Consider the following 17,686-nt stretch of genomic DNA (forward strand, 5'->3'; position numbering starts at 1 on the left):
ACGCAGTACACATGCGCGGAAACCTTCTCCGCTGAGGGTTGGAGCTCAGCTCACCGACGCCAGGCTGTACTCGGCGGGCGGAGCCCCTGCGTTCAGTCGGTCCAGGTGCTCCCGGACCGGGCCGCGAGCGTCGATGTTGAGCACGGCGCCGAGGATGCCGGCCGCGACGACCGGGGAGACGACGTCGGCTGCCTGCAGGAACCGGGAGGAGCGTGAACCCTGCCACGGGTACGCCCAGTCGAACCCGACGAGTGCGCCAGCCTCGTTCGCGTCGAGGCGAAGCCCGTCCTCACGCTCCCAGGTGCGGGATGACCCGGTCAGGCACCAGGAGGCGCGATCGGCGGAGAAACGGTTCCCGCCGGTCGGCTTCCGGTTCCCGCGGGTGATGATGTGGTGGCCGGGCTCCCAGCCGAGGAGCTCGGACATCATCGTGGTCCGCTCCTCCAGGTTGAACCCGTAGGCGGACGGGGAGTGCTTCCTGGCGACGAGGAACGTCCGCTTCCGGTGTGACGCGACCCCGTAGTCAGCGGAGTCGACGTTGATGACGTCAACCCACGCCCAGTCCTGGCTGTAGAGCTCCGCTGCGAGGTCCTCCCAGGCGAACTCCACGGTCGCCACCTGCTCGAACACGGCCCATTCGATGTCGGGGAGGAGCATCGCGTAGAGGCCGGCTTCCGCGAGGAGCGCGGTGCGGGGGTCCTGCACGTCCGAGACCGACTCGAGGGCGTCTTCGAGGTCGATACCCCAGCCGACGGAGGTCCACACGTCGAGGACCTTCTGGAAGTCGGCGCCGGTGCCGGTGCGGAGACCGGCAGGGCTGAAGGACGGGCACGGGGTCGACACGATCAGCCCTTTGGTGCCGCCGAAGTCCGCGATGCGGAGCTCACGCATGTCCTGCAGGACGCGAGTGTGCCCGGCGGCGCGGGCGGTCGCGACAGCGTCCTTCGAGATGTCGTAGCCGACGATGTCGAGTCCTGCGCGGATGATGCGGGCGCCTTCATCCCAGCCGCCGGGTCCGGCGCAGAGGTCAATGGTCAGGTCAGGGGTCTTCTTCACGAATGCCTCATGCGCGGGCGTGAAGCTAGTGCGAAGAGCCCTTCTCGGTGTCCTTTTTCGACTTCTCTGCTTCCTTGTGCGACTTCTTGCTCGCCGCTTCCCGGTCGGCGTCGACGAGGCCGGGGATCAGCGAACGGATCTCGTCCGACTGGTCGGAGAGGACGACCACGTCGACCCGACGGTTCGTCTGCTGACCGGCAGGGGAGGCGTCATTGGTCGCGGGTCGTGCCGAACCGTACCCTGATGCGCCGGCGCGGGTTTGATCGACACCGGATTGCTCGACGAAGTACCGGACCACCTGGGTTGCGCGGCCGCTCGAGAGCTCCCAGTCAGTCGGGAACGGGGCGGGGGAGCCGTGCGGGTCAGCGTGGCCCTCGACGGCGATCTCGTCCTTCAGCGGTGCGAGCACGGCGCCGATCGAGGAGAGCACGTCGATCGCTTTCGGGTTCAGTTCGGTGCTGTTGCCCTGGAAGAACGTTTCGGCGCCGACGAGGCGGACGGTGAGGCCGTGCTCGTCGATCTTGTAGTTGACGGCGTCGGCGAGCCCCTTGCCGGTCAGGGAAGTGTTGATCTCGTCACGGATTTCTTCGAGACGTTCGATCTCTTTGATCGCGAGGTCGACATCGGTGACGAGTTCGCCTTCTTCGTCGATGAGCTCGGGAGGAACGATCACTCCTTCGGCGGTGTCGACCTTGTCGGTCTCTTCCACACCGAAGCCGGTGGCGAGGGAGTCTTTCAGCTGTTCGTACTTCTCCGCGTCTGGGGAGGACATCGCGAACAGGACGATGAACATGCACATGAGCACGGTGACCATGTCCATGTACGACGCCATCCAGCGTTCATCGACGTGATGCTCGATGCTGCCGCTCTTGCGCCGCTTCTTCGCCACGGGTCAGTCCTGCTTGCTTCGTGCGTCCGCGTCCGGCTTCGCGGTGGTCTTCGACTCGGTCTTCGAGAGCATGTGCGCCGGGACCATCGCGCTCAGCCGCTCTCCGAGCAGGCGCGACTGGATGCCGTTCTGGATCGCGAGGACGCCTTCGAGGATGAGGTTGAGGTTCTCCTCCTCGAGCTGCGCGAGCCGGCCGAGCCGGTCGCCGAGCGGCAGCCAGAGGAAGTTCGCCGAGACGAGACCCCACAGGGTGGCGACGAACGCCGCAGCGATCGAGTGGCCGAGGGTTTCCGGCTCGGAGAGGTTCTCGAGGACGTGGGTGAGTGACACGACGGTGCCGACGATACCGATGGTGGGCGCGTACCCGCCGAGGGTCTTGAAGAACTTCGCGCTGAGCTTCATGTCGGCGATCTGGGTGTGAAGCTCGGATTCGAGGAGCTCGCGGAGCTCTTCGGAGTCGGTGCCGTCGGCGATGTTCTGCAGGGCGTTCTTCAGGAACGGGTCGTCCGTCTTCGCTGCGTCGTCTTCGAGGGAGAGGAGCCCCTCGCGTCGGGCCTTGTCGGCGATCCCGACGAGCTGTTCGATGATCTGCTGCGGCGGGCGGGTGCGGCCGACGATAGCTCGCGGGATCGACCCGAACGCGCGGAGTGTGTCGCGGAGCTTCCCGGACGCGAATCCGACCGCGATGGTCGCGCCGAACACGAGCACCATCGGCGCTGGGAGCAGGAGCGATTCGATCCTCCCGCCTTCGAGGATCACCATCGAGACGACGGATCCGAAGGCGAGGAGCACTCCGACGAGCAGGGAGATGTCCATCAGCGTGTCCTGTCTGCGCCAGGAGGCACGATCGGGTCGAGTTGGAGGAGCTTCGCGATCTGCGGGTCGTTCGCGCGGAGGTGGAACGCGGCGGCGAGCACCCGGGCCCGGTGTCCGGCGATCAGGTCGATGACGTCGGCGAGCGGTTCGAGGATGTTGTAGGTGGTGCCGTCGACGAGGAACAGGGTGGTGTCCGGGGACGCTTGGATGCGTTCGATGAGGTCCGGATTGACGGCGAACGTCGTCCCGTTCAGGCGCGTGACGACGATCATGTGAAGGCTCTCCTCAGAGGGTGGGGACGCGGGTGCGCCTGACTGCACCATCGGCTGTGAAGCCCGAATCGTTAGGGTTCCGCGGCGCCTGGCGGCCTGCCTGGGTGCCTGTGGCCGGCATCGATCCGTTTGGTCTCGATCTGGACGGTTTCCGCGCATGGGCGTGTCAGAAGAAGAAGGAGAACATCGTGTTCAATGACACCGTCCGTGAGCTCGGCAAGTACTTCGCTACAGGCGCCGTCCTGCTCGTCGGCTGGATCGGTTTCGTCGGCATCTCGCAGGCTGTGGAGCCCACTGAGATCTCCACGGTCATCTGCACTGTGCAGGGGCAGTACCGAAGCGTCACCGCTACCGGAAGGGGCCAGGACGGCAGCAGCGGCACTCAGCCGGAGGTGCACACCGACTGCGGCAACTTCCTCATCGAGGGTGCGGGCACCGGGTCGCCGGATGAGCGCAACGAGCTCCTGGACCAGTACGAGATCGGTGAGACGTACGAGTTCCAGATCTACGGGAACAACTTCCAGCCCGCGAAGATCTACCCGACCGTGAAGTCGGGCACGAAGCTCCGCTAACCGACCATCAACAGAATGGCCGACGCCCGCGATGGGAGTCGGCCATTCTGTTGCCCTCGGCAACTACTTACTCAGTAAGCATTATCTCTTGAGGTTCGTAACCTCTTCGAGGATCTGGTCGCTCGTCGTCACGATTCTCGCGTTCGCCTGGAAGCCACGCTGCGCGACGATCAGGTCCGCGAACTCCTGCGACAGGTCCACGTTCGACATCTCGAGGTACCCGGACGCCAGCTTCCCGAACCCGGCCGAACCGGCGGTGCCGTACGTGACGGCGCCGGAGTTCGCGGTCGCTTCGTAGGTCGACCCGCCGGCCTTCTGCAGACCACCCGGGTTCACGAACGTCGCCATCGCGATTCGAGCCAGTGGCTCACTCGCACCGTTCGAGAACGTCCCGACGATCGTGCCGTCCGGGGCGATCGAGTAGGAGTCCAGCGAACCGACCGGGCGGCCGTCCTGGCTCTTCACGCCGAGGTCGGTGAGCTTCGCGAAGCCGGTCGTCTCCGAGAAGTCGACCGCGACGCCGCCGATCGTCATCGAAGCGCCCGACGTGAGCGCACCGTTCGCGTAGGTGAGTGTGCCGATCGCGGTGCCGCCCTCGCTCACATCCCAGCCGGTCGCCGAGCGGGTGAACGTGATTGACAGGGTCGTCTTGTTGCCCGAGGCGTCGTACACGTCGAGGTCTCGAAGCAGCGTCTCACCGACCGGGGCGTCGTCGGGAAGGTTGCCGCTGAACTCCGCAGTCGTCGACGCCTTGGCGGGCGACACCGCCTTCAGCGGAAGGGTGATGTCCTGCAGTCCGCCGCCGGTGTTGATGACGCCGCCGTTCGCGACCCATCCCTGCACGAGGTCGCCGGACGGGCTGACCAGGCGGCCGAGCGGGTCGAAGTCGAAGTTGCCGGCGCGGGTGTACAGGGTCTGCCCGCCGGAGCGGACGGTGAAGAACCCGTCACCGGAGACCATGAGGTCGGTCGGGCGGCCGGTAGCCTTCGCGGAGCCCTGAGCGAAGTTCGTGGAGATGCCTGCCACCTGCACGCCGAGCCCGACCTGGGCGGGGTTCGTGCCACCGATCTCGGGGGTGCCTGCACCGCCGCCTCGGAGGATCTGCGACAGGGTGTCCTGGAACTGCGCCTGCGACCCCTTGAATCCGGGTGTGTTGACGTTGGCGATGTTGTTGCCGACGACGTCGATCATCGTCTGGTGGGAGCGGAGTCCGGAGACTCCGGAGAAGAGCGCGCGAAGCATGGGTGCCTTTCAGTGGTGGTTCGGGATGTCCGGATTGGAGCCCTTGACGCCGGTGACGGCATCGAGGGAGATTTCGGTGTCGCCGATCTTCACGATCGGGACAGGTCCGGCGAAGGACACGGAGGACACCGTGCCGGTGAGTTCTTTCCCGTCAGCGTCGACGTAACCGACGGTCTTGCCGACGAGTTCGCTCGCGACGCCTCGCATGTTGAGCGCGAACGTCTCCTCAGCGAGCTTCGAGATGTTCGTCAGCTGCTCCATCGACGCCAGCTGCGCGGTCTGCGCCATCATCTGACTGGTGTCCATCGGGCTGGACGGGTCCTGGTGCTGCATCTGCGTGATCAGCAGCTGCAGGAACATCTCACCGTCCATCTCCTGCTTCGGGGCGCGGGTCGGCTGGTTGGAGTACAGCGACGCGCCGGTGCTCGTGACGGCTTCGACAGGCATTCGGTGTTGCTCCTTAGGCGAGGACGTCGAGGTTCGTGGTTTGACGGTGAGTGGGCCGTTCACGGTCCTTGCTCGTCTGTGACTCTCGGCTGCCGGCGGGTTCACGGTTAGCCGGGCCCTGCTCACGTCCTCCCTGCGGCTGCTCCCGGAACGCGGACGCCTGCTGGTCGGTGCCGCTGCGGGCGCCGAGCTGCACGTCGGCGTTCATGCCAGACACGGCGAGGTCGCGGCGAAGGTCGCCGATGATCTGCTTCACCGCTTCACGTCCATCCGCCGACGGGGTGAGCAGCTCGATCTTCACGTTCTGCCCGTCGACGTGAGCCCGGACGGTCACCGGCCCGAGCTTCTCCGGGGTGACCTGCACGGTGACCGTGTGGGTTCCGTCGCCCTTCTGGGCGACGTTCATGACGGGTCGGGTGAGTTGTGCGTGCAGTGGTTCGCGGTGGGTGACGGGCGCAGTCTGGGTTGCGGCCGCCGGGGTGGCGGGTGCGGCGGGTTGTGTCGGTGCGACGGCTGCCGGGGCGGCCGGGTCGATGTTCTTGGCGGTGCTCGTGTCGGCGTTCGTCGCGGGCGCTGGTTGCGCGGCCGGGGCTGGCTGCGCGGCCGCGGTCGGTGGCGGTGCGGTGTCGGGTGTCTGGGTGGTGGCGATGACGGGTCGGGCGGTTGCCGGCGAGGTGGCGGCCGCCTCGGCGTTGTGCGGAGCTGCGGCGGCAGCGGCCGGGGTGGCGGCGGCTTGTGTGGTGCGCGTGGTCGGCCTGGCGGGAGCCGGGTCGGCGGTGCGGGGGAGCGGCGCGGTACCGGCGGCCGTCTGGGTTGCGGGTGTCTGGGCGCCGGCCGGGTCGATATTCGGTGCGCCGGTCGGTGCGGGTGAGGCGGCTGGTGCGGTGCCGGCTGCCGGTGTCTCTCCAGTGCCCGTCGTCGCAGGGAAGGTGGTTGCCGGCACGGCGATCGCGGGGAACAGGACGGCTGCCGCGTCCGGGAACCCGGCAGCTGGTGTCTCGACGGTGGCGGGCTCCTGGTCGGCGCCCCCGAGCTCGTCGGGGTTCACCTCCTGGTCCTGCCCTGCCGGAAGGAACTGGTTCTGCTCGAGCTGGCCGAGAAGCCCGGCGAAGATGCCGAGCTCGTCAGCGGCCTGCCCGGGTCCTGGCTGTGCTGGTGCTGCCGGCAGGAGGCCGGGGATCATCGCGGTCACGTTCATGAGGTCCTTCCGAATACGGTGAGCTGGGACGCACCGATCAGGTCGATGAGGTTCTGGGTGCTGTTCTGGGTGTTCATCCCGGACAGAAGCTGCTGCAGTGCGGCGAGCTGCGCCTGCTGCGACGAGGATCCTGCGCCCATGCGGGCGGTGGTGACCTGCGGTTCGGGGATCACGCGGCGGATCGTGACGATCTCGTCTTCGCTGTAGAAGTTGTCCTGGTACGAAACGGTGCGGCCTTCGTACGGGGCGTGGATCACTTTCCCGTCGCCGGCGTAGATGACGATGTGGTCGGCGTTCGGGCCGACGATCAGGTCGCCGGGTTTCGCTTCGGCGAGGGACGGGACTTCGACGCCGATGTTCTGCTGGTCTCGTACGAGGCGAGGGACGTCGATGCCGAGGTTCCCGTACACGGTCTGCACGAGCCCGGAGCAGTCCATCCCGTCCATCGTGGTGCCGCCGAGGACGTACGGGACGCCGAGGTACTTCTTCGCTTCGGCGACGATGTCGTCACCGGTGACCCCGCCTGGGTTCGCGACCTGCATCTTGCCTTGCAGGGCGGACATTTCGGTGGCGAACCCGGTCCCTGTCGGCTGCACGGTGGTGTCCTTTGCCGGTGCAGTCTCGATGCCGAGGTTCACGCGGATCTCTCCGATCCGAGCCAGCGCGTCGTTGTAACTCACCGGTGCTCCTTTCTGATCGCCGCGTTCGTCGCGAGCTCGTCGATGGCTGACTGTTCTACCCGGAGCTCCTCGGCTGCCTGCTGCTCGAGGTGTCGGGCTTCGAGCTTCTTCAGGCCTTTCGCCGCCTGCCGGGCTTCCTGAGCAGCGAACTGGGCGTCACGGGCGTCCGCTTCGGCGAGCTTTGCGACGGTGTGGAGTTCCTGGATCATGGAAGCTCCGGCGGTGCGTGCGGCGGCGATCGCGCGGAGCTGTTCGACGGTGAGGGCCGGGTCTCCGTACGCGGACATCGCCGACCTGGTCCGTTCGTGCGCGCGTTCCGCGTTCCGGTGCCGCCAGTTCGCGTCGGCGAGGTCCGCTTCGGCGCGGTCCTGGGCGATCTGCCGGAGCCGGAGGAGCCCTGCGAGCGACCATCGTTCCGCCATCAGGCACCTCCGAGCTGGGTGTTCAGTCGGGCGAGCTGCGCCCAGGAGGTGTCGTACCCCACCTGGTCGTCCATCGACTGGCGGAGGAACGCGAGGATCTGGTCATCGGCGGCGATCGCAGCGTCGACGACCGGGTTCACGCCTTCCCGGTATGCGCCGACGTCGATGAGGTCCTGCATCTCCTTCTTCGCGGCCATGTGCCGGCGGAGGTTGGTGGCATGCTGACGTTGTTCGTCGGTGGTGACCTTCGACGCGACACGACTGATCGACGCGAGCGCGTCGACGGCGGGGAAATGCCCGGCGACTGCGAGGCGGCGGTCCAACACGACGTGGCCGTCGAGGATGGAGCGTGCGGCGTCGGCGATCGGTTCGTTGTGGTCGTCCCCGTCGACGAGGACGGTGTAGATCCCGGTCACCGATCCGGTCTCCGCGGTGCCGGCACGTTCCAGGAGACGGGCGAGGGTGGAGAACGTCGACGGCGGGTACCCGCGGGTCGCCGGCGGTTCACCGACAGACAGACCGATCTCGCGTTGCGCCATCGCGACACGGGTGAGGGAGTCCATCATGAGGACGACGTCGGAGCCGCCGTCTCGGAAAGACTCGGCGATCCTCGTCGCGGTGGACGCTGCGCGGAGCCGCATGAGGGCTGGTTCGTCGCTCGTGGCGACGATGACGACGGAGCGGGCGAGGCCTTCTGCGCCGAGGTCGTCCTCGAGGAACTCGCGCACTTCGCGGCCGCGCTCACCGATGAGGGCGATCACGGACACTTCCGCGTCGGTGCCGCGGGCGATCATCGACAGGAGGCTGGACTTCCCGACGCCGGATCCGGCGAACAGGCCGATCCGCTGCCCCTGGCCGACTGTGGTGAGGGTGTCGATGACTCGGACGCCGGTCTGAACTGGGGTTCCGATGCGGGCACGGGTCATGGAGTTCGGGGTGGTGTGGCCGGCGTCGACGAGCTGGACGCCGGAGATCGGGCCCTTTCCGTCGATCGGGCGGCCGAGCCCATCGAGGACGCGGCCGAACAAGGCGGGGCCGGTGGGGATGCGAGCGCCGTCGCGGAGCGGGCGGACCTGCATGCCGGTGCGGATGGTGCCCTCGGCGGTGAGCGGCATGCACCGTGCGGTGGGGCCGTCCACGGCGACGACTTCGAGCTCGGGGCCGCCGTCGACGGTGAGGAGGGAGCCGACCGCGGCGCCGGAGCCGTGAACATCCACGGACAGACCGACCGCGGCAGCGATCGTCCCGACCTGCTCGGGTGCTGCTGCGGCGACAGCACGGTCGGTGAGGGTTCGGAGGATCATTCGGCGCCTCCGGTGAGTGCGTCGACGGCGCGGCCGACCGCGGTGCGGATGGTCGCGTCGAGGTACCCTGCGGGCAGGTGGACGGTCGCGTCACCTCGGGTGAGGCTCTCGTCTGCAACGACGTCAACCCCGTCAGGGAGGGTGTCTTCGGGGATCACGGTGAGGTCGTCCGGGTGCAGGTGGACGGTCTTCACCGGGTAGTCGATCGCGGCGTCGAGCGCACGGGCGAGAGCGGCGTGCGCGGCGTGACCGCGGTCGGACAGGTCGGCGCCGACGACGGCGCGGGCGATCTCCGCGGCCGCAACGGCGGCAGCAGCGGTCGCGGTGGCAGCTTCGGCGACAGCAGCCATGTTGAGCGCGGCCGCGGCTTCACGGAGCACCCGGCAGGCTTCCTGCACGGAGGCGTCGCGGCGGGCTTCCCCTGCAGCGTGCTCCGCCTCAAGGCGACGGCGGAGAGCGGCGCCCTCCTCTTCGGCTGCGCGGGAACCAGAAGCGTACCCGGCAGCGAAGCCGGCGTTCCGGTCACCTGCGGACGCTGCCGGAACCTCCGGGATGAGCAGCGACACAGCCTCAGCCAACGAACACGTCCTCCTCGGCGCGGTGCACCGTGATCTGACCTTCCTGCTCGAGCGAACGGATCGCACGGACCACCTCGGCTCGGGCTTCCTCCACCTGGGAGGTGCGGACCTGACCGATGGTGGCGATCTCGTCCTCGAGGAGGTCGCGGTTGCGCTCCGACAGGTTCGTGCGGATCTTCTCCTGCACCGGTTCCGCGGAACCCTTCATCGCGACCGCGAGGACCGCGATCTCGATGCCGCGGAGCACCAGCTGCACGTCCCGGGCTTCCAGGCGGACGATGTCCTCGAACGTCAGCAGGCGGCTGCGGACCTCTTCGGCGAGCTCGGGGTCGCGGGCTTCGAGGCCTTCCAGCACTGCCTTCTCCGTGTCCACGGATGCCCGGTTGATGATGTCGACGAGCGGCTGAATGCCGCCGACCACCTCGGTCGCGGAGCGCGGCGAGACGACCGCAGCGGCACGGGCTTTCAGGGACGTCGACAGGAGCGCCACCGCTTCCGGAGTCGCGGACGACATCCGAGCGATCGACTCAGCGACGCTGGTCCGAAGGACAGGCTTCAGGTGAGCCATGACCGACGACGCGTGCACCGGGCGCAGGTGAACGAGGACCGTCGCGATCGACTGAGGCATCTCACCCTCGAGGAGGGTAGAAACCTGCGCCGGGTCGGCGGCGTCGAGGAACTCGAACGACCTTCCGGCCATCGACGAGTTCACCTTCCCCATCATCCCGGCGGCCTTCTCCGCACCGAACGACGACGCCAGAAGGTCCTCAGCGAAGTCGCGGCCGCCGCGGGATCCGACGCGGCCTTCGAGAACCATCTCGTGGTACTCGAGCAGCGCCTGCTCCACGACGTCCGGGTCGACCTTCCGCATCTTCACGATCTCTGCGGCGATCTCCTGCGCTTCCTCCTCCGTGAACTGCCGGAGCACGTCAGCGGCGGTGTCCGCTTCGAGGTTCATGAGGACGATCGCGGTCGTCTGGGTGCCGGTCAGGGCATCCTTCGTCAAGGTCACTTGTCCTCCATGATGGAGCGCAGGTGCGCGGCCATCTTGCTCGGGTCATGCACAGCCAGGCGGGAAAGCTGTGCGCGGGCGATGTCGATGGTCGGCGGGGCGGCCGGAACGTCGCTCTCGTCGAGAATCGGCTCGGGGAGCACCACAGTCGGCGCCGGCTCCGGGACGATCACCTCGGGGTACAGGTCCAGCGTCTCCGGGTCGATCGGTTCGCGGCGGTCGCGGCCGCGACGGAACAGCAGCACCATCCCGAGCGCTGCGATGATCGCGACAGCACCGGCGATGATCGCAGTGCGGACGATGTCGGAAGTCTGCGCGTCTCGTTCGGCTGCGTCGGCTTCGTTCAACGCGTCCTCGGCACGCTTGGAGGCGTCACCGTTGAAGGACACCAGCTCGACGCTGATCGCGTCGCCGCGCTCGTCGTCGATGCCGGCAGCGGCCGCGACGATCGCTTCGATCTCACCGCGGGTGACGCCGTCGACAGCGGCTTCGTTCACCGCGACCGACACGGTCTGCCGGGAGATCTGGCCTGCCGGGACGTTCCGGTTCTCGGTGACCTTGTTCACCGAGTTGTTCCGGACGGTCTTCTCCGACGTGTAGTTCCCGTTCCCGTTCTCACCGTTCGGGACCGCGATGTTGTCCGGGCCGAGGACCCCGGTGGCGTTGCCAGCACCGCCGGTGTACTCCTCACGCTCGGTGGACTCCGACAGCGGCGGAGTGTCCTCAGCTTCGGTGAACGTCTCGCTGGTCACCTGCGCGGTGTCCTTCGACACGGTCGCGGCGACCGCGACGGTCGCGTTGCCGGGCCCGACGATCCGGTCGAGCATCTGCTGGACGTTCTGGCGGGTCCGGTCCTCGAAGTCGGACGCCTGCTTGTCCGCCGAACCGGCAGCCCCGTCACCGAGGGTGGACAGCACCGCACCGGACGAGTCGATCACCGACACGTCCTCGGGGTTCATCCCCTCGATCGACGCGCTCGTCAGGTGGGTGATCGCGTTCACCTGGTCGCTGGTGAGGGTGGCGCCGGCGCGAGTGCGGATGAACACCGACGCGGTCGGGTCTTCCTTCTGCTTCGCGAACACCGTCTCTTCGGGGACGGCGACCTGGACGCGGGCGGCCTGCACACCGTCCATCGCGGAGATCGTCTTCTCGAGCTCGCCTTCCAGGGCGCGCTTGTACGTCACCGACTGCTGGAACTCGCTCGAGGTGACACCCATCTTATCGAGGAGCGCGTACCCGCCGGTGTCGCCGCCGGGGAGGCCCTCAGCGGCGGCTTTCAGGCGCTGGTCGTAGACGACATCCTGCGGGACCATGATGGTCGCGCCGCCGTCGGCGAGCTCGTACTGGACGTTGTCCGCCTGCAGCTGCTCGACGATCGCGGACGCGTCCTCTCCGCCGAGCCCGGTGAACAGCGGCGCCAGGGTCGGCTTCGACGCGAACGCGGCGACCGCGGCGCCGCCGAGGACGATGACGGCGACACCGATGATCGCGAGGGTCTTCTGAGCGGTGGTGAACCCGCCGACGACGGAGCGGAACTTGCCGAAGAAGTTGGTGATCTGCTGGGGCATCAGGCCTGCATCCGGATGATCTCGTTGAACGCGTCGACGCCCTTGTTGCGGATCGCCGCGGTCAGCTCAAGGGTGACGGCGGCGCGGGTGGACGCGATCGTCGCCGCGTGGATGTCGTTCAGGTCGCCGGTGATCGCCTGCATGGCGAGCTCGGACGACTTCCCGGACAGCGCCTGCGCGTTGTCGATGGCGCCGGTGAACACGTCACCGAACCCGGTGCCGGTGACACCCGGGATTTCTGCTGGCTGCACGTACCCGGTGCCGGAGACCGGGGCGACGGAAGTGATGGGATCGATGGGCATCAGCTCAGTTACGTCCGATCTGGAGGGCTGCCTCGTAGGTGGTCTTCGCACGGTCGACGACCGCGGTGTTGGCTTCATATCCGCGCTGAGCCATGATCAGCGAGCTCATCTGCGTCGACATGTCGATGTCCGGCATCCGGACGTACCCCTGCTCGTCGGCGAGCGGGTTCTCCGGGTCGTACGCGAGACGGCCTTCAGCGTCGCCGAACCGGGTCGCACGGACGTACACGCCGCCTCCGTCGCCCGCGGTCGCTTCGATGTAGCGGGCCTGGAACGCGGCACCGTCGGTCGGGGCGGCGGTGTTGATGTTCGCGAGGTTGTCGGAGACAGCGTCCAGCCACTTCCGGTGGACGGTGAGAGCGGTACCGGCGATCCCGATCGCGTCGAACGTCATCAGTTGCTCCTCAGTGCGGTGCGGATCGAGGAGAACTTCCCGTCCATCGCCTGCGTGGCGAACTGGAACCGGAGGACCGTGTCGATGTTCGACAGGGTCTCCGTGTCGAGGCTCACGTTGTTGCCGTTCAGCTTCGTCGGCTCGAGGGAGGTCTTCACGGTCGCGTCGACGCGGCCGTCCCCGGATGCGATCGACTGGGCCAGTGCGTCTTCGAACTGGACTCGCTTCGCGTGGTAGTCCGGGGTGTTCACGTTCGCGATGTTGTCGGCGATCGCGCGCTGCCGGCCGGCGAGCCCGTCGAGCGCGCTTTCCAGCGCTACAGCGGTCACGGAGTCGAACACGACTGGTCTCTTTCCCGGGTGGTGATGGCCGATCCGTGGCCGGTGGACGTTGAGCGATCCGTGCTCTACGTCCACTGTCGGCAGTGGAATCCCGGGTGTTAGAGGTTGTCCCCCGGAGTGGGTCTGATGTCGGATCGCTTGATCTGCGATGGTACGAAGCAGCCCGGCATGTCTTGGGGATCGAAGATGAAACCCCTCACTCGACAGACGAAGTTCCGCGCGGTCGTCTCGGCGATCGCTGCGTTGATCTTGGCGTTCACGGTCGTGTCGCCCGCGAATGCGTGGGCCCCGGACCCGAACGGAGACGACGGCGGGTACATCACCAATCCCGCACCGCGGATACCCACCCCGATTCCGGACGAGGAGTGCGGCTGGACCGGGTTCATGACCGGCGATGAGCGTTACGAATCGTGGGATGCCATCGAGCAGACACACGTCGCCGAGACACGCCAGTTCGCGTTCTCCTCCGACCCATCCGCCAGTATGGAAGGCGGTTGCGGGTTCGCGCGCGAAGGGTCGCACCGGAAGGTGATCGTCGACACCTCTCCAGCCCTGTGGTGCGATGAGGCCTCCGTCATCACAACGACGACCGAGACTGGTGATGGTTCAGGGACAGGTTCGTTCAACATCAACCTGAGCGGCGGCGAACTCGTCAGCACTTACGCCGGCGCGTTCGCCTATGAAGATTCGCCGTTCATGATTCACCAGGTGATCGATCAGACCCCATGCAACGGAGAGCCGTACCGGGCTGAGTATGACTTCGACGCCCCCACCTGGCCGTACGCCGCATGCGGGGACGACACCATGGTGCCGTGGACGGTTCAGTCCTTCGTCGTCAGCTGTGTCTGGTTCTCCGGGGTCACCATGTTCGGTGATGACGGCTCATACAGCCGCGTCGATCTGACCGCAACGGCCGCATTCCGTCGCACGAACTGCGACTCCAGCATCGACACCGACGGCGACAGTGTGAGCGACTGCGCTGAGTACGACCACCTCACTTCCGCAGCCCGGGTTGACAGCGACGCCGACGGCGTCAACGACAACCTCGACCAGTGCGGCAACGTGTGGGGGTCACTCCCGAACGGATGCCCTGACTCCACCGACGTGGACACCGACGGGGACAGCGTCCCTGACTACCTCGACATATGCCCCGAGGAGCGCGGTACACCACTGAACGGAGGATGCCCCGACCTCGACGAGCCGACCGACACGGACAGCGACGGGATCGACGATCTCGTCGACCGGTGCCCGGAAGTCCCCGGCATCCCGGCCAATGACGGATGCCCGCCGGACGAGGTCTGCCCGGCGGACATCACCGCGAACGGAGTGTGGCTGCCGCCGACCGTCAACGAAGACAGGTCCCGGACAGTGAGGTGGCGGGTGGAAGTCGGGAACGGCACTCAGCCGGTCACAGCGACGGTCACAGGGTCGCTCGGCGACGTGCACGGCGTCGATGCGCCTGTCGGCGGTGAGGCGACCACTGACGTCACCTACGCGTACCACGGATGGACGGAGCCATCGCTCGAGGTCACCGCGGCCGACGGAACAGACTGCGGAATCTACGAAATCCCGAGCATCCTCGTCGACCCGGTCACCTACTACGCACCGACCGTGGTCCTCCATCCCAACGAGAAGTACCTGCCGTCGAACCCCGCCAAGTTCGTCAGAGACTCGACACTCCGGTTCTACGACAAGAAGATGGTGCCCGGATGCGCAGCGCAACTGATCACCGACAACCCGACACTGGGTCGGATCGGAGAACGGGCAACGAACCCCTACCGGGCGACGGGGAAGAAATGCACCTTCCCGGCAGTGAACGGGAACCCAGCAGAAATCGCCGTCACCCGCGACAAGCCGTACGGGTATGCGCTGAAACTCGGCCCTGGCGACAGGATCGGATCGCTGGGCGCCCCGATGTTCGCCGAGTACATCGACGACAACCGCGGGCACTTCATCGTCTACTGGCTGTTCTACGCGTACAACGCTTGGAACGCCGGCCCCATCCATGAGGTCCATGAAGGCGACTGGGAGCGAGTCGTCGTCCACCTCGACGACGGGAACATCGCAAGCACTGCAGGCTTCTACCAGCACTACTGCGAACCGGACGTCCGAGACATCGGGACGCTCGACCCGGCGCTTCCGGCAGGCGCAGCCCCTGACAACGCGCACTTCCGTGTCTACTCCGCGCTCGGCGGCCACGCCTCGTTCCCTGACTCGAGCAGCGCAGCAGGAAGCGAGTACCGCAACTCCTGCATCCTTCAAGGTGAGGGTGGCTTCGACCGCACGGGAGTTGGCCGTCAGTGGGCGCCGTGGTCCACAATGAAGGTCCTCAACGCTCAGGCGCAGCCCTGGTACGGGTTCGGTGGCTCGTGGGGGATCCGTTCTGACAAGTCGTCCTTGTCAGCGATCGACAACTGGGGACCTCCTGGGCCCGGGTCTCTGCGCGACCCGATAGCCCCGTGAGCTAGCCTTCAGCGTCGAGGTACACGGGCGGCCGGTCGATGACCGGAACCTGCTTCACGCCGCGGAGTTCCTTCTTCACGTTGCGGCGCTTCTCCTCGAGCTCGGCGAGGTGTGCGCGTTGCAGTTCGAGGAGCTGCTGGGCTCGGGGTTTGAGCTCCTCCGGGATCGGACCGAGCCCTTCGGGTGCTGTCCAGAGCGGCTGGGTGAGGACGCCGCCGGCGGAGGCGAACTCGTAGTCCGCTTCCATCTGCCCGAGCAGCTCATCCCATGTGGTCGCGTCACGCATCTGCGCCTCGCACATGCGTTGCCGGCATCTGCGCGAGCGCCTGATGCCATGCCTGACGGATCGGTTCGAGCAGTCGGATCGCCTCATCGGTGCGGTCCACGTTCCGTGACGTGTTCGCGTTCACGAGGGTCCGGTGGACGTAGTCGTAGAGGGCGTACAGGGACTTCCCGCCGCTCCACGCGTCGACGTTCAGGGTGGACTGCAGCTCGAAGACGATGTCCTGCGCGTGGATGAGCTGCTTCGATGCTTCAGCCCAGTCGGACGATGCCTGGGCGACCTTCGCGCGTTCGAGGTCGAGGAGGAGACGGTCGTACAGCATGGTGAGCAGCTGCTCCGGTGGTGCGGACAGCACGACGTTGCGCTGGTACGCGGCGAGCTTCTGTGCGGGGTTCAACTCAGATGGTTCCTTGATCTCTGGATGGTGCCGGGACTACTTCGAGTCGCCCGAAGACCACTTCGGCAGGTTGTTCAACTGCCCGGCCAGGTAGGTCGACTGGGAGTTCAGGCGCGACATGTTCACCTCGAGCGCGGCGTACATCCGCTCGAGGTTCGCCTGCCTGGTCTCGAGGCGTTTGTCCCACTTCTCGATCTGTGTGGTGAGGTCCTTGACGGTGGATTCCTCGCCTTGAACCTTCTTCGTGAGCAGCCCGTCGTACTTGTCCGAGATCGCCTTGGACGCGCCTTCGACCCGGCCGGCAACCGCGGTGAACAGCTCCTGCACCTTGGACGGGTTCTCGGTGAGCGCAGCTTGGAACTTCTCAGCGTCGAACTTCAGGACGCCGTCCTTGTCGAAGCTGATCCCGATCGTCGATGGAGACACACCGTCCACAGGCGCCTGCACCGACGTTGCGAGCTGCTGGCGGAGGTTCCGGATCGTAGAGTCGCCCGTGAACGGCCCGCCCGCGGTGGACGATTTCCCGTCCGCGCCGGTGGTCGTCTTCACTGCGGACTTCGAAGCGATGAGCGAGAAGATCGCGGCGACCTGGTCGACGAACGCTTTAACTGTTTCCGCGCTCTTCTTCGGGTCGTCGTCGACGGTGAGGGTAGCCGGTTCGCTGGTCAGTTTCGAGACGGTGACCTCGACGCCGGGAAGCACCTCGGCGAAGGTGTTCGAGGAGCTCGTGATGCGCTCCTCGGCTGCGGTGCCGGCGTAAAGCACGAGCTCAGCGTCCGTGCCGGCGCTGATGAGGGCTGCACCGGGCCCTGCGAGCACGTTGCTGGCCGTGCCCGCATCGATGTCCGCGGAGGATCCCTGGTAGACCTCGAACGCGGCGTCCTCGCCGGGCTTCGACGCCGAGAACTGGATACGGTAGAGCGGGTTTCCGGACGCGTCGGAGCCGGAGGCGATCTTCGTAGCGCGGATCCCGAGGTCGTGATTGTTCACGGCACGGACGACGTCGTCGATCGACCCTGACGCCGCTGTTACCTCTGTGCGGACCCCGTCCTTGTCGACGAACGTCATCGTCGCCGGTGACTCCGGCCATTCGGCCATCTGCCCGGAGACGAGCGTGTGCGTCTTCGCGAGCTTCGTCACCTGGACGTCGAGCTGGCCGGAGGCTGCGGTGGCGCCGGCCTTCACGGTGATGGAGTCGTTGCTGCTGGTCGTGGTGAACGCGCGGATCGCACCGGTCTTCCCGATGCTCTTCGCCGCGTCGACGAGCGCTTGGATCTTGGAGTTAAGGGATTGGAAGTCGGTGATCGCCGTCTGCCGGTTGGCGACCTTGTTCTTGAGGAGGATCTGCGGGATTGCCTCGACCTTCATCATCTGCGCGATGAGGTCTGCGCTGTTGAGGCCAGATGCGAGACCTGGAAGGGAGATGCCCACGGGTTCCTTCTCTCGAGGT

21 protein-coding genes are annotated in these 17,686 nt (G+C 66.8%); 2 read left to right on the forward strand and 19 right to left on the reverse strand.

Going from position 1 to position 17,686, the window contains the following annotated elements; genetic code table 11:
- Positions 1 to 45 precede the first annotated feature (45 nt).
- The 4 genes from ACFVAJ_RS18175 to ACFVAJ_RS18190 are packed head-to-tail and all read right to left on the reverse strand — an operon-like array spanning position 46 to position 3,033.
- The gene (locus ACFVAJ_RS18175) at positions 46 to 1,056 is read right to left on the reverse strand and encodes a DNA cytosine methyltransferase (RefSeq protein WP_376946623.1); all 1,011 of its coding nucleotides are present in this window, start codon (positions 1,054 to 1,056) and stop codon (positions 46 to 48) included.
- Between the two features lie 25 nt (positions 1,057 to 1,081).
- On the reverse strand, positions 1,082 to 1,945 hold the full coding sequence (locus ACFVAJ_RS18180; protein WP_376946626.1) for a flagellar motor protein MotB: 864 nt from the start codon (positions 1,943 to 1,945) through the stop codon (positions 1,082 to 1,084).
- Positions 1,946 to 1,948: 3 nt separating this feature from the next.
- A complete protein-coding gene (locus ACFVAJ_RS18185) occupies positions 1,949 to 2,761 on the reverse strand; it encodes a motility protein A (protein WP_376946629.1) in 813 nt (270 codons plus the stop codon).
- Positions 2,761 to 3,033, reverse strand: a complete 273-nt coding sequence (locus ACFVAJ_RS18190; RefSeq protein ID WP_376946632.1) for a flagellar FlbD family protein — start codon at positions 3,031 to 3,033, stop codon at positions 2,761 to 2,763. The genes ACFVAJ_RS18185 and ACFVAJ_RS18190 overlap by 1 nt, the downstream gene beginning before the upstream one ends.
- Before the next feature lie 188 nt (positions 3,034 to 3,221).
- Here ACFVAJ_RS18190 and ACFVAJ_RS18195 point away from each other — a divergent pair, with 188 nt between their 5' ends.
- Entirely contained in the window at positions 3,222 to 3,605 is a 384-nt protein-coding gene (locus ACFVAJ_RS18195; RefSeq protein WP_376946635.1) for a hypothetical protein, read from the forward strand.
- A gap of 81 nt (positions 3,606 to 3,686) precedes the next feature.
- Here the strand turns inward: ACFVAJ_RS18195 and ACFVAJ_RS18200 are convergent, their stop codons facing one another.
- The 12 genes from ACFVAJ_RS18200 to ACFVAJ_RS18255 all read right to left on the reverse strand — a co-directional run bounded on the left by ACFVAJ_RS18200 (position 3,687) and on the right by ACFVAJ_RS18255 (position 13,093).
- A complete protein-coding gene (locus ACFVAJ_RS18200) occupies positions 3,687 to 4,847 on the reverse strand; it encodes a flagellar hook protein FlgE (RefSeq protein WP_376946638.1) in 1,161 nt (386 codons plus the stop codon).
- Positions 4,848 to 4,856: 9 nt separating this feature from the next.
- Positions 4,857 to 5,294 (reverse strand): flagellar hook capping FlgD N-terminal domain-containing protein, encoded by a 438-nt coding sequence (locus tag ACFVAJ_RS18205; protein ID WP_376946641.1) that lies wholly within the window; start codon positions 5,292 to 5,294, stop codon positions 4,857 to 4,859.
- A 13-nt stretch (positions 5,295 to 5,307) separates the two neighbouring features.
- Positions 5,308 to 6,477: a flagellar hook-length control protein FliK gene (locus ACFVAJ_RS18210; RefSeq protein WP_376947067.1), complete on the reverse strand. Its 1,170-nt coding sequence runs from the start codon at positions 6,475 to 6,477 to the stop codon at positions 5,308 to 5,310.
- A gap of 11 nt (positions 6,478 to 6,488) precedes the next feature.
- Complete coding sequence (locus ACFVAJ_RS18215; protein WP_376946644.1) at positions 6,489 to 7,172, reverse strand: C40 family peptidase; 684 nt, start codon at positions 7,170 to 7,172, stop codon at positions 6,489 to 6,491.
- Positions 7,169 to 7,594, reverse strand: a complete 426-nt coding sequence (locus ACFVAJ_RS18220; protein WP_376946647.1) for a flagellar FliJ family protein — start codon at positions 7,592 to 7,594, stop codon at positions 7,169 to 7,171. Before ACFVAJ_RS18220 ends, ACFVAJ_RS18215 begins: the two co-directional genes overlap by 4 nt.
- Entirely contained in the window at positions 7,594 to 8,898 is a 1,305-nt protein-coding gene (locus ACFVAJ_RS18225) for a FliI/YscN family ATPase (protein ID WP_376946650.1), read from the reverse strand. The genes ACFVAJ_RS18220 and ACFVAJ_RS18225 overlap by 1 nt, the downstream gene beginning before the upstream one ends.
- Positions 8,895 to 9,278 carry a FliH/SctL family protein gene (locus tag ACFVAJ_RS18230; protein WP_376946652.1) on the reverse strand — a complete coding sequence of 128 codons (384 nt, stop codon included), beginning with the start codon at positions 9,276 to 9,278 and terminating at the stop codon, positions 8,895 to 8,897. The genes ACFVAJ_RS18225 and ACFVAJ_RS18230 overlap by 4 nt, the downstream gene beginning before the upstream one ends.
- Before the next feature lie 190 nt (positions 9,279 to 9,468).
- A complete protein-coding gene (gene fliG / locus ACFVAJ_RS18235; protein WP_376946655.1) occupies positions 9,469 to 10,488 on the reverse strand; it encodes a flagellar motor switch protein FliG in 1,020 nt (339 codons plus the stop codon).
- Entirely contained in the window at positions 10,485 to 12,056 is a 1,572-nt protein-coding gene (gene fliF, locus ACFVAJ_RS18240) for a flagellar basal-body MS-ring/collar protein FliF (protein ID WP_376946657.1), read from the reverse strand. Before fliF ends, fliG begins: the two co-directional genes overlap by 4 nt.
- Positions 12,056 to 12,358 (reverse strand): flagellar hook-basal body complex protein FliE, encoded by a 303-nt coding sequence (locus ACFVAJ_RS18245; protein WP_376946660.1) that lies wholly within the window; start codon positions 12,356 to 12,358, stop codon positions 12,056 to 12,058. The genes fliF and ACFVAJ_RS18245 overlap by 1 nt, the downstream gene beginning before the upstream one ends.
- Before the next feature lie 4 nt (positions 12,359 to 12,362).
- A complete protein-coding gene (locus tag ACFVAJ_RS18250; protein WP_376946663.1) occupies positions 12,363 to 12,752 on the reverse strand; it encodes a flagellar basal body rod protein FlgC in 390 nt (129 codons plus the stop codon).
- Positions 12,752 to 13,093, reverse strand: a complete 342-nt coding sequence (locus ACFVAJ_RS18255; protein ID WP_376946666.1) for a flagellar basal body rod protein FlgB — start codon at positions 13,091 to 13,093, stop codon at positions 12,752 to 12,754. The genes ACFVAJ_RS18250 and ACFVAJ_RS18255 overlap by 1 nt, the downstream gene beginning before the upstream one ends.
- A gap of 168 nt (positions 13,094 to 13,261) precedes the next feature.
- Here ACFVAJ_RS18255 and ACFVAJ_RS18260 point away from each other — a divergent pair, with 168 nt between their 5' ends.
- Positions 13,262 to 15,556: a hypothetical protein gene (locus ACFVAJ_RS18260; RefSeq protein ID WP_376946669.1), complete on the forward strand. Its 2,295-nt coding sequence runs from the start codon at positions 13,262 to 13,264 to the stop codon at positions 15,554 to 15,556.
- Position 15,557: 1 nt separating this feature from the next.
- Here ACFVAJ_RS18260 and ACFVAJ_RS18265 read toward each other — a convergent pair whose 3' ends face one another.
- Genes ACFVAJ_RS18265 through fliD form a run of 3 tightly spaced genes read right to left on the reverse strand, consistent with a single transcriptional unit; the run spans position 15,558 to position 17,667 of the window.
- Positions 15,558 to 15,842, reverse strand: a complete 285-nt coding sequence (locus tag ACFVAJ_RS18265) for a hypothetical protein (RefSeq protein WP_376946672.1) — start codon at positions 15,840 to 15,842, stop codon at positions 15,558 to 15,560.
- Positions 15,835 to 16,236 carry a flagellar export chaperone FliS gene (gene fliS, locus ACFVAJ_RS18270; protein ID WP_376946675.1) on the reverse strand — a complete coding sequence of 134 codons (402 nt, stop codon included), beginning with the start codon at positions 16,234 to 16,236 and terminating at the stop codon, positions 15,835 to 15,837. Before fliS ends, ACFVAJ_RS18265 begins: the two co-directional genes overlap by 8 nt.
- Positions 16,237 to 16,272: 36 nt before the next feature.
- On the reverse strand, positions 16,273 to 17,667 hold the full coding sequence (gene fliD, locus ACFVAJ_RS18275; RefSeq protein ID WP_376946678.1) for a flagellar filament capping protein FliD: 1,395 nt from the start codon (positions 17,665 to 17,667) through the stop codon (positions 16,273 to 16,275).
- Between the last annotated feature and the right edge of the window lie 19 nt (positions 17,668 to 17,686).

The organism is Agromyces sp. NPDC057679 (genome assembly GCF_042799635.1).
GTDB lineage: Bacteria > Actinomycetota > Actinomycetes > Actinomycetales > Microbacteriaceae > Agromyces.